This window comes from Embleya hyalina, assembly GCF_003967355.1.
Taxonomy (GTDB): domain Bacteria; phylum Actinomycetota; class Actinomycetes; order Streptomycetales; family Streptomycetaceae; genus Embleya; species Embleya hyalina.
Map to the genome: position 1 here is coordinate 102,360 of NZ_BIFH01000038.1, position 10,907 is coordinate 113,266.

A 10,907-nucleotide genomic window follows, 5' to 3' on the forward strand; every position below is an offset into this window, starting at 1 on the left:
CCCAGCCGCTGCTTTGGCGGATGTTCGGGGCGGCGCCGCCGGGTTCGGCGTGTTTGCCGGGTCGGTGTCGATCCGGGCGGAGAGGGCGTGGATGGCGGTGGAGCGCGGTCGCGACGCGCGCCGGGAGGTGTTCCTGTGGGGGCCGCCGGGGGCGATCGCGGTGCTGATCGCGGTACTCGCGGCGTGCAGTCGGGAATGGCTGTTGTGCGCGCTGATGGCGGGGACCGCGGGTTGTGTCGCCTTCGGATTCCGGGTCCGGATCCGGCCCGGGCCGCACCGGTAGTCCGACGACGGCCCGGCGGCCCCGCCGCCCGGCTCGGGCTCAGTCGTCGATCGTGACGACGATCTTGCCCCGGGTGTGCTCCTCGCGGAGGGCGACGTATGCGCGTACCCCGTCGGCCAGGGTGTATCGGGCGCCGATCGGATCGGGCAGGGTGCCGGCCAGGGCGTGGGCGGCCAGTGCGTCCAGATCGCCCGGGCGCGCCGCGCCGTAGACGGTCTCGACGGTGATGTCCCGATCCGCGAAGTCGGCGGGGTCGGGGGCCGGGAAGGCGATGTTGAGCAGTCGGCCGCCCGGGCGGATCAGCGCCGGGTGGCCGGTCAACGCGTCGCCGGGAAGGGCCAGGTTGACCACCCCGTGCAGGCTGGCGGGGTATCGGCGGGCGACGTCGGCGACGGTGTCCACCGCGTGGTGGTCGACGACCTCGCCGGCGCCCAGGCCCCGGACCCACCCCGCGTCGACGGCGCCGGCGGTGGCGATCACGTGTACGCCCGCCTCGGCGAGCAGTGGCAGCACCGCGCTGCCGACGCCGCCGGTCGCGCCGATCACCAGGACCCGGTCGCCGGCGCGGAACCGTCCCGCGCGCAGCACCGCGAGGGCGGTGAGGCCGACGATCGGCAGGGCCGCCGCGCGTTCGGCGGACAGCCCGGCGGGGCGGGGTGCCAGGGCCGGACTGTCCGCCTCGAACACCGCGTATTCGGCGGCCGTTCCGGTGGTCAGCGACGGCGGGTCGGCCAACATCGCGGCCATGCCGACCGCGGCGCGCGGCAGGGCGACCCCGAACACCTCGTCGCCCGGCGCGAATCGGGTCACCCCCGCCCCGACGTCGGTGACCGTGCCCGCGAAGTCGCTGCCCGGTACGTGCGGGAAGGCGAGCGGGACCAGATCGCCGAACGCGCCGCCGAGCGTGTTCAGATCGGCCGGGTTCAGCGCGGTCGCCGCGATCCGGACCCGGATCCGACCCGGTCCCGGCTCGGGGATCGGCACCTCGGCCAGGGTCAACCCGGTGGGCGGGCCGTACCCGTGCGCGACTATCGCCCGCATCGTCGCCTGCGTGGACATCCATGCCTCCCGGAGGTCGCCGAACGCGGCCTCGCCAGAGAAGCGGACCGCGCGGTCAGGTTATGACGGTAACACGTAACCTGACCATGCGGTCCGGTTCGGCTAGACTGGCGCGAACCTCGGGAGAGTGGGCGACGAATGGCGAGCACGGCGGCGGGCGACGGATCCCGACCGGGAGTCGAGGGGCGGCGTCCGCACGACCCGCGCGTCGTCGGCGACGCCCCGGCCCGGCTGCGGGCGGACGCGGCGCACAACCGTCGCGCGCTCCTGGACGCGGCATCGGCCACCTTCGCGGAAGAGGGGATGGACGCGTCGATCGCCCGGATCGCGGCCCGCGCCGGGATCGGAAAGGGCACGGTCTTCCGACACTTCGCCACCAAACAGCACCTGGTGGTCGCGATCTTCTGCGACCGACTCGACCGACTGGCGGACCTGGGCGCGGAGTTGTCCACCGCGCCGGATCCGGCGGCGGCGCTGTCGGAGTTCATGACCGTCGGGGTCGAGCAGCAGGCGAGTGATCGTTCGTTCTGTCAGGCCGCGACGGGCGACACCCGCAACGATCCGGCCGTGCGCGCCGCCTCGGTCCGGCTCGCCGAGGTGGCCGAGACCCTGACCGCGCGGGCGCGGGACGCGGGGAGCATCCGCGCCGACGTCACCGGGCAGGACGTGGTACTGCTGCTCGGCGCGGCCTGCCAGGCGGCCGCTCCGGTGGCCGCCACCGCACCGGAGTTGTGGCGTCGCTACCTCGCGCTGATCTTCGACGGGCTGCGCCCCCAGGCCGCCCACCCCCTGCCGCACCCGGCTCCGACGCGAACGCAACTGGCCGACGAGGCGGCCGCGGCCGGGTCGGCGGGGTAACAGTCGCGGAACGGAGTTGCGATGTGACGGAATATCCGGGCGGTTGGCGGATAGCCTCCGGGACATGGGCGGGGATCCACGGACGTCACCGGTGTGGACGGCAGGGACCGCCGGGGAGCCGCGGACGAGTCGGTCGGGGGCAACTGTGTCCGAGGAGTGGTGGGTTCCGTCGAACGACGAGACGGAGGTGGAGACTTCGTCGGAGTGGGGGCCGGGCGGAGTCGACATGGGGGTGCCCAGTGTCGCGCGGGTCTACGACGCGATCCTGGGCGGTAAGGATCATTTCGCGATCGACCGGGTGATCGCCGAAAAGGCGATGGCCGTGATGCCCAACGCCCGCACGGGCGCTCGGGTGAATCGGGCGATCCTGGAGCGCGGTGTGCGCTACATGGCCCGGGAGGGCATCGATCAGTTTCTCGATCTCGGGTCGGGATTACCCACCGCGCGCAATACCCACGAGGTGGCGCAGCAGGAGAATCCGCACGCCCGGGTCGTCTACGTGGACAACGATCCGATCGTACTCGCGCACGGCCGCGCGTTGTTGGCCGAAAACGATCGCACCCGGGTGGTGAACGCCGACGTGCGGGACGCCCGGGACGTGCTCACCCGGCCGGAGATCACCGAACTCCTGGATCTGAAGCGGCCGTTGGGGCTGCTCATGGTCGCGGTGCTGCACCACCTCGCGGACGCGGACGATCCCGCGGGGCTCGTACGCACCTACCGCGAGGCCCTGGTCCCGGGCAGCTACCTGTTCATCACCCACTTCTGCGATTCCACGCCGGAGGGGCGCGAGTTGGAACACCTGTTCCTGTCCACTCTCGGCAGTGGCCGCTTCCGCAGTCGGGCCACCATAGAGGGCTTCTTCGCGGGCACCGAACCGGTCGAGCCGGGCGTGGTGCTGCTGCCGCACTGGCGTCCCGACACCCCGGTGACGGACGAATCCGCCTACGCGGGCCTGACCATGATCGGCGGCCTGGGCCGCGTCCAGGAGCGTTGAGAAGCGGCCCGGGAGGCGGCCGTACCGCCGCCCGGTGGTCCCGGACGGCGGTACGGTCGGTGCGTGGTGCCGAAGTCGGCTCCCTGTGGCGCTACTCGCTACTTGAGGCCGTTGTCGAGCGCGGTCATCAGCGCTCCGTTGGGGGTGTCACCGGACATCTCCCAGATCATCGCGCCGAGTAGGTGTTTCGATTTCAGGTAGGCCGTCTTCTGGCCGATCGACCAGGCGTCGTCGAAGGTCCACCACTGTCCGCCGGCTCCGGTGTAGCCGTAGGTCGAGACGGATTGCGTGTCGTGATAGACGGTCAGATTCGGCACGCTGCTCAGCAGGTTCTGGTAGCCGCGGGTGCCGGCCTCCTCGGCGAACTGGCCCGGTGCGGCGCCGTTCGCGGACTGCCACTCGCCGTGCGCCCCGCCGTCGGCCACCGCCTGCCAGCCCCGTCCGTAGAAGGGGAAGCCGATGGTCAACTTGCGCGGATTGACTCCGGCGTCGGTGTAGATCTTCACCGCGTCGTCGATGCTGAAGTGGGTCGGGTACGGGTCCTGGGTGTCGGTGTACAGGTTGGCCTGGTGGCCGGCGCGGTTGGGCTCCCACGAGTTGTCGCTGCCCGCGCCGTGGAAGTCGTAGCCCTGGATGTTGGCCACGTCCAGGGAGTCGAAGATCTTCGACAGGTCCCAGCCCTGGTTCACCTTGACCGGGTCGGCCGGGGTGAACGCGGTGAGCAGCTTGCGCTGGCCGCCGGTGGCGTCGAGTTGCTTGCGGAACTCGGCGAGCAGCAGGGTCAGGTTCTGCTTGTCGTTGGGGTTGTAGTGGTTGCCGGCGTGCCCGTCGGGCGAGCCGGGCCACTCCCAGTCGACGTCGATGCCGTCGAACACGCCCGCGCCGGTGCCCGGGCCGCCGGCGCCGTTGTAGACCGGCAGGTCACCCTTGATCCAGGTGTCCACGCAGGACTTGACGAACTTCTGCCGGGACGCCTCGGTGGCCGCCGCGTCGGAGAAGAACTTCGAGTAGGTCCAGCCGCCGAGCGAGACCACCACCTTCAGGTGCGGGTACTTGGCCTTGAGCAGCTTGATCTGGTTGAAGTTGCCGCGCAGCTTGGCCCATCCGTCGTCGGCCACCCCGTTCACCGACTGCGAGGCCGACATCGGCCTGGCGTAGTCGGCGTCCGCGTCGCCCGCGCCGGTGCCCTGGTCGGGATCCTGCGGGTTGGCGGTGGTGCCCTTGGTGACGCCGGCCATGCAGGTCAGGTTGACCGGATCGATGTTCTCGAAGGCGTAGTTGATCACGTCCAGCTTGGCGGCCGAGCCGGAGGTGTCCAGGTTCTTCACGAAGTACTGGCGGCCGTAGATGCCCCACTGGACGAAGTAGCCGACGCGCAGGTTCTTGCCGGCGCCGGCGATGTCGTCGGTGGTCACGTCCACCGCGTTGGAGGCGGGCGAGGAGTTGTCCGCCGCGTCTCGCGCCTTGACCGTGAAGGTGTACGCGGTGGCGGGGGACAGGCCGTCGACGGTGGCCGCGGTGGCGGTGCCGGCGACGGTGGTGGCCAGGGTGCCGTTGCGATAGACGTCGTACGCGGCCACGCCGACGTTGTCCGTCGACGCGTTCCAGGCCAGGGCGACGGTGGCGGAGGTCTTTCCGGTACTGCGCAGCGTGCCCGGCGCGGTCGGCGGGGTCGGGTCGCTCGCCGGGTCGACGGTGGTCACCGTCACCGGCGCGCTCGCCGGGCCGAGGTTGCCGCGTTTGTCCTTGGCCCGGACCGCGTAGGTGTACGCGGTGGCGGGGGTCAGGCCGGTCAACGTGGCCGAGGTGGCCGTGGTGGTGGCGACGGTTGTGCCGCCGGAGGTCACCTCGTAGCCGGTCACCGCGTAGTCGCCGCCGGTCGCCGCGCTCCAGCCGAGCGAGATGGAGTGCGCGGTGACGGTGGTGGCGTGCGGTGTGCCCGGTGCGGAGGGCGGGACGTCGGGGGTGCCGTCGCACTTGTCGCCGTTGACGGTGCAGTGGGTGGGCGTGCCCGCGGGGCCGTTGCCGACGAACCAGTAGCTGAACGGGTCGGTGCTGCCGCCGGCGGCGATGGTGCCGTTGTAGTAGGCGTTCTTGACCGAGACGTGGCTGCCGGTGACGGTGGCGTCGCCGTAGTAGTTGCCGTTGACGGTGACCCCGGGCGGCAGGTCGAACTCCAGTTGCCAGCCGGTGACGGCGGCGGTGCCGCCGTTGTGTACGACGTAAGTGCCCTTCCACCACGAGCCGTTGTCCTGGACGGAGAACGTCGCGGTGAGTTTGCCGGCCGCCTGCGCGGCGCCGGCGTTCAGACCGGTGAGTACGGCCAGGGGCAGGGCCAGGATGGCGATCAGGACGGCCGCGCGGCTGCGCAGGCCGGTGCGGAATCTGCCGCGGAGTGTGCCGCGGAATCTGCGTGGGTGTGGGGACATGGCTCTCTCCCTGTGTGCGTGGAACAGGGCTGTGCGGAACCGTGCACGCGCGCGTCTCACCGGAGTGACCGCGCGACGGGGACGTCGGTCGCGGCCGAGAAGCAGTCGCCGGCGAAATTGGTCTGGACCAAAACGCCTCTAGGACGGTAAGTGGTCTGGACCAAAAGGTCAACAGTGGATGCGCCGGACGCGGCGCCGGAGTCGGTTTTGCCGACCGGTGCGAGCGGTTCGCCGGTGCTCAGCGCGGGAGTTCGGCGCGGCGAATGCTCGGGGAGGTCAGCCCGACGGCGGCGCCGAGGGCACTGATCCCGGCGAAGATCGCGTAGGCGGGGCCCGGGCCGGTGGCGGCGACGGTGGTGCCGAACAGCGGGAAGGCGATCGGGCCGAGGCCGAAGGCGGTCAGGCCGAGGACGGAGGCGACCCGGCCCTGGTAGGCGGGTTCGGTGGCGGTCTGCACGAGTGCGTAGGCCAGGCCGCCGTTGAGGCCGAACAGCAGGCCGGCGCAGGCCGCGACGGCGACGGCGATCGGCAGCACGGTGGTCGAGCCGAGGCCGGCCAGGCCCGCGGAGCCGGCGGCCAGGGCGGCGATCAGGACCGCGCCGGCTCGGGGCAGCCGGCCGGTCACGGTGAGGAGCAGTGCGCTCGCGCCCGCACCGACACCGAACGCGCCCGCGAGCCAGCCGGCGCCCGAGGCGCCCCAGCCGCGCGCGTCGGCCAGTACGACCATGCCGACGTTCAGCGGTCCGCCGGCGCCGAGTTCGATCAGCGCGCTCGCCAGTACCAGCCGACGGATCAGCGGGCGGCGGCGGATGTAGCGCAGGCCGTCGACGAGTTCGCGCCACGCGGCGGCCCGCGAAGGGCGGCCCGCGGGGGTCGCCGCCGCGGCGGTCGATCCGGCGCCGGGTATCCGTACCGCGAGCAGCAGCACGAGGGAGAGCGCGAACAGCCCGCCCGCGACGGTGAATGCGGCGGCCGGGCCGCCGAGGGCCAGTGCCACGCCGGCCAGGGGCGGCCCGGCGGTCTGGCCGAGCCGAATGCACAGCGCGCGCATGCCCTGGACCCGGACCAGTTCCCCGGGTGCGGCCAGCAGCGGCGGGAGCGCGCCCACGGCCGGCATGAACAACGCGTCGACGACGCTGAACACCAGCGCGACGGCGATCAGCAGCCACAGCCCGGGGGAGGACAGCGCCAGGGCCGCCGCGGCGCCGAGCACGACCAGGCAGCGCACGGTATCGCTGCCGATCACCACACGACGCGGGCCGAACAGGTCGGCGACCACGCCGCCGCCGAGCATCAGCACCGCGCGGGGGATCGCCGCGATCGCCATGATCAACCCGACGCGCGCGGGCCCACCGTGCTGGTTGGCGGCCCATCCGAGAGCGAGGAAGAACCCGCTGTCACCGACCACGGAGGCCGTATACGCGACCAGCCAGCGCAACACATTGCGATCACGATGCGCGGGCGGCCCGGCGACGGCGGTCGCCGCCGCCGATTCGTCGGTGGCCGACATGGCGGTCTCCCGAAGTCGGATGGTCGGTGGATTCGAGCCCATATCCGCAAGAAATATTGCGCAAGATGATTTGCGCAATGATACTTGCGGATCATGCCGGGGTGCACACACGGATGTCCCCGCTCGCGCGTCCCGCTCCTCACGCCTCACACATGGCCGCGGGTGCGTAGCGCCGTGTGCATGCGGTTCAGGATCGTGTCCAGTACTCCCGCCGAGGTGGCGAAGTTCAGGCGGGCGAACCCATTTCCTTCCGGGCCGAAGGAGGGGCCGGAGAAGAGCAGCACCTTGGCGTGGTCGCGGAAGAAGACATATGGGTCGTCGCCCAGGCCCAGCGGGCGGCAGTCGAGCCAGGCCAGGAAGCCCGCCTCGGGGGAGTGGTGGCGGATGCCCTCGGGCAGTCCCGCGGCGAGGCGGCGGCGGTTGCGGTCGAGGAGGCCGCGGACCTCGTCCAGCCACGCGTCGCCATCCGCCCAGGCCGCGGCCAAGGCGGCCACGGCCAGCACGCCGACCTGGCCGAAGAGCAGCCCCCGCCGCGCGTCCACCGCGTCCCGCAGTTCCGGCGGGCCGATGTGCGCGGCGGCGCAGCGGATGCCCGCCAGGTTGAACGCCTTGCTCCCCGAGGTCACGGTGACCGTGCGCGCGGCGATCTCCGGCCCGAGGGACGCGAACGGGATGTGTACGTGCGGCGGGTGGGTCAGGTCCGCGTGCACCTCGTCGGAGATCACCAACAGATCGTGCCGCAGCGCGAGTTCGGCCAGTCCTTCGAGTTCGTCCCGGCGCAGTACCCGGCCCGTGGGGTTGTGCGGGTTGACCAGGAACAACACCCGGCAGCGGTCCGCCCGGTCGAGCGTCGCGGCCACCCGGTCCGGGTCGAGCGTCCAGCCGTGTGCGCCCTCCTCGATCGGCACGGTCAGCGGCGGTCGGTCGATCCGGCGCAGGTCGTCGACGAACGGCGGGCAGGCGGGCGTGTGCAGGACGACCGCGTCGCCGGGGCGGGTGGCCAGGTGCAGGATCGCCGACATCGCCTGGTTGACGTCGGTGAACAGGCGCAGGTGGGTCGGCTCGGCGGCGAAGCCGAACCGGCGCTTCATCCGGGCCGCGAACACCTCGCCCAGCGGCGCTCCTTCGGTCCCGTCGAACCACACCGGGTAGCCCAGGTCGCCGTCGATCCGCCGGATCAGCGCGGCGCGGATCCCGGGCGCGATCGGGAAGTCCATGTCGCCGATCCACGCGGACAGCGTGTCCTCGGGCGCGTAGGCCCACTTCTCGCCGTCGCGACGGGCCAGCGCGTCCGGGTCGAGCGCGTCGAAGACCGGGTGCCGGCGGGCGGGTTCGTGTCCGGCGGGGTCCGAGGGCTCGAAGTCGGCCGCCGGCGTGGTGTCCGCGCTCATCGGCCGGACTCCTCGGCGGCGGCCACGCCCGGCACGAAACCGGCCACGACCCGCGCGCCGCCGGGCCCACCGCCATCCGACTCCGCATCCTCCGCCTCGCCGTCGCCCTTCTCCGGCGCGATCCCGTCCCCCTCCCCCGGCAGCGGCGACGAGTCGTTGCGTACCGCCCCCCAGCGGCGTTCCGTCTCGCGGTGGATGTGCCAGATGTCGTCCTCGGCCAGCACCACCGAGACCACGCCCGGGAACGCCTCCTCGAAGTAGGTGTAGGGCCGCCGGTTGTCCACCCGGGGCGAGTGGTAGTCGAGCCGATCGTGCATGCCGTGTACACGGGTGATCGGCGTGGCGGGGTGGTAGGTGAGGATGTTCGGGCTGGCCAGGTCGATCAGGCGCGCGTCGATCAGGCCGCCCACCGCCTCGATCGTCTCGTCGATGCTGCCGCGCGTCTCGCCGTCGAGGCCGAACAACACCGAGGTGCCCACCCGCATCCCGTGCCGCTTGACCAGCGAAACCGCCTCGCGCACCCGATGCGCCCAGGGCCGGTCGGCACCGCGCCGCAGATTCTTGTGGATGTGGTCCATCACCTGCGTCGACATGCTCTCGATGCCGACGTACACGTACGAGCAGCCGGCCTCACGCATCCGGTTCAGGATCTCGCCCGCCGCGTGCCGATCCCGCAGCGCGATCAGGGTGTCCACGGTGAGTTGGGCACCCCATTCGAGGTCCCGCAGCCGGGCCGGATCCTCCGGCTCCGGCAGCAGCCGGGCGAAGCGCCCGGGTAGCGCCGCCGGTTCGCTCCGACGCAAGTCGCGCAACCGCCCGCAGAACTCGGCGATGTCGTGCGAACGTCCGCTCCAGAACACCGAGTCGTCGAAGAACAGTGCCTCCGCGCCGTAACCGACGTATTCGCAGACCCGTTCCAGCGCCCGGCCGATCGGATCCTCCCGGAACCGCTTGAGACCGATGCCGAGCGCGGACGACTCCGAGCAGAAATTGCAGTGGTAGGGACAGGCGTTGGAGACCATCACGTGTGCCGTGCGTCGCACGCCGCCGTCGGCGTGGGTGAAGATCGGGAAGCGCGAGCGGATCGCGAACGCCTCGTACGGAGAGGGCAACGAGCCCAGATCGAGCGTGGATCCGTCCTGCGGCAGCACGTCGAACCCGGCCGCGGACAGCAGCACGATCATCGAACTGCCCACCGACGGACCCTCTTTGTCGAGCAGCCCCTGGAGGCAGGGCAACACCCGATCGCGGTCGACCCAGCGCCGGTCCAGGTCGGTGGCCAGCGCCAGGGCACGCATCAGCAGGTCGAGCGAGTGGTACGCCTCACCGGTGATCACCGCGTCGAACACCCGGGGCGCGCGCCCGTCGGCGATCACGGTCGGCGGACTGCTGGGGGCGAGTACCAGGCGCTCCTGATGCGGCACCCGGATCACCGTCTCGTCCGCGTGGCGTCCACCGAGCACCACGAAGGCGTCCGGGACCTCGGTGCGGACCAGGCCGGCGATCTCCAGGGCGTATCGGTGCGCCGGGGAGACCGCGCTGATCAACACGACCCGGGGCCGCACCCGGCGGAGCAGCCGGATCCAGCGCACGCGGGCCGTCTCGTCCCAGATCCGGGGGTCGAAGACGGTCTGGTCGGTGTTCGGATCGGTGCCGTAGTCGCGGTAGCCGTCGTGGCCGGCCGTCATCCGGTAGGCGTGGTCGGGGAAACGGGTCCACTCGGGCGCCAGGTCGTTGTAATGTTCGGCGCATCGGAGCTGCCCCGCGTCGGCGACGGCGCGGTGCATGGCCAGGCTGAGCGCGGCGTACAGGCACATCGGGTCGCCGGGGTAGGTGATCTCACCCTCGGCCTGGGTCATCACGGGCGCCAGGACGGAGAGCACCGGGAAGTATCGGGTCGCCGTGCGGCCGGCGGCCAGGTCCGTCGCGAGGCGGCGCCTGCGCGTACTCAGGAGTTCCTGGAAGATCGCCGGCGCGGCGTCGCCGCCCGCGTCGTGAAATCTGATGTCCGCGCCGGCCGAGGTCGGTTCTTCGTCGACGGAATTGGTCATCGGCCCTCCAGGTCGGTCCCGACGTGCCACCAGGCCGCCGACGGCCGAAATCCCGCGCGTGGGCCGCAGAACGATCCCCCATGACGCCGCACGTGCCGTCGCACGGGCATGGCGTCCACCATCGGCGAGGCCCCAGGGGGACGAAAGTGTTGCCCTGTTGCCCAAACGAGGAAACAGCGCCGTCCCGGGAGGCGCGTCGAGCGGGCCCGTGGCAGGTCGAAAGCCCTCGTGAGAGCCGTGATTCGGCGTGCCGTCGCACGTGGGGAGGTGTTTCCTGGAACGGGCAACAGGGCAACACTTTCGCCCTCCCGGCCGCCGGTCGATGGTGG

General features: G+C 71.8%; 8 protein-coding genes. 3 read left to right on the forward strand and 5 right to left on the reverse strand.

The window, feature by feature from the left end; all coding sequences use genetic code 11:
• The first annotated feature begins 91 nt into the window (after window positions 1-91).
• Window positions 92-283, forward strand: coding sequence for a hypothetical protein (locus EMA17_RS39400; protein WP_126642028.1), 192 nt, complete (start codon window positions 92-94; stop codon window positions 281-283).
• Window positions 284-322: 39 nt separating this feature from the next.
• Here EMA17_RS39400 and EMA17_RS39405 read toward each other — a convergent pair whose 3' ends face one another.
• Window positions 323-1,342 carry an NADP-dependent oxidoreductase gene (locus tag EMA17_RS39405; RefSeq protein WP_246127194.1) on the reverse strand — a complete coding sequence of 340 codons (1,020 nt, stop codon included), beginning with the start codon at window positions 1,340-1,342 and terminating at the stop codon, window positions 323-325.
• Window positions 1,343-1,480: 138 nt separating this feature from the next.
• Between EMA17_RS39405 and EMA17_RS39410 the strand changes: the two genes are divergently transcribed.
• On the forward strand, window positions 1,481-2,200 hold the full coding sequence (locus EMA17_RS39410) for a TetR/AcrR family transcriptional regulator (protein WP_126642029.1): 720 nt from the start codon (window positions 1,481-1,483) through the stop codon (window positions 2,198-2,200).
• Window positions 2,201-2,387: 187 nt separating this feature from the next.
• Complete coding sequence (locus EMA17_RS39415; RefSeq protein WP_371863114.1) at window positions 2,388-3,197, forward strand: SAM-dependent methyltransferase; 810 nt, start codon at window positions 2,388-2,390, stop codon at window positions 3,195-3,197.
• A 98-nt stretch (window positions 3,198-3,295) separates the two neighbouring features.
• Here the strand turns inward: EMA17_RS39415 and EMA17_RS39420 are convergent, their stop codons facing one another.
• The 4 genes from EMA17_RS39420 to EMA17_RS39435 all read right to left on the reverse strand — a co-directional run bounded on the left by EMA17_RS39420 (window position 3,296) and on the right by EMA17_RS39435 (window position 10,578).
• A complete protein-coding gene (locus EMA17_RS39420; RefSeq protein WP_126642031.1) occupies window positions 3,296-5,626 on the reverse strand; it encodes a glycosyl hydrolase family 18 protein in 2,331 nt (776 codons plus the stop codon).
• A 238-nt stretch (window positions 5,627-5,864) separates the two neighbouring features.
• The gene (locus EMA17_RS39425) at window positions 5,865-7,136 is read right to left on the reverse strand and encodes an MFS transporter (RefSeq protein WP_126642032.1); all 1,272 of its coding nucleotides are present in this window, start codon (window positions 7,134-7,136) and stop codon (window positions 5,865-5,867) included.
• 146 nt (window positions 7,137-7,282) lie between these two features.
• A complete protein-coding gene (locus EMA17_RS39430; RefSeq protein ID WP_126642033.1) occupies window positions 7,283-8,527 on the reverse strand; it encodes a MalY/PatB family protein in 1,245 nt (414 codons plus the stop codon).
• Complete coding sequence (locus EMA17_RS39435) at window positions 8,524-10,578, reverse strand: B12-binding domain-containing radical SAM protein (RefSeq protein WP_218043221.1); 2,055 nt, start codon at window positions 10,576-10,578, stop codon at window positions 8,524-8,526. Before EMA17_RS39435 ends, EMA17_RS39430 begins: the two co-directional genes overlap by 4 nt.
• Window positions 10,579-10,907: the final 329 nt, after the last annotated feature.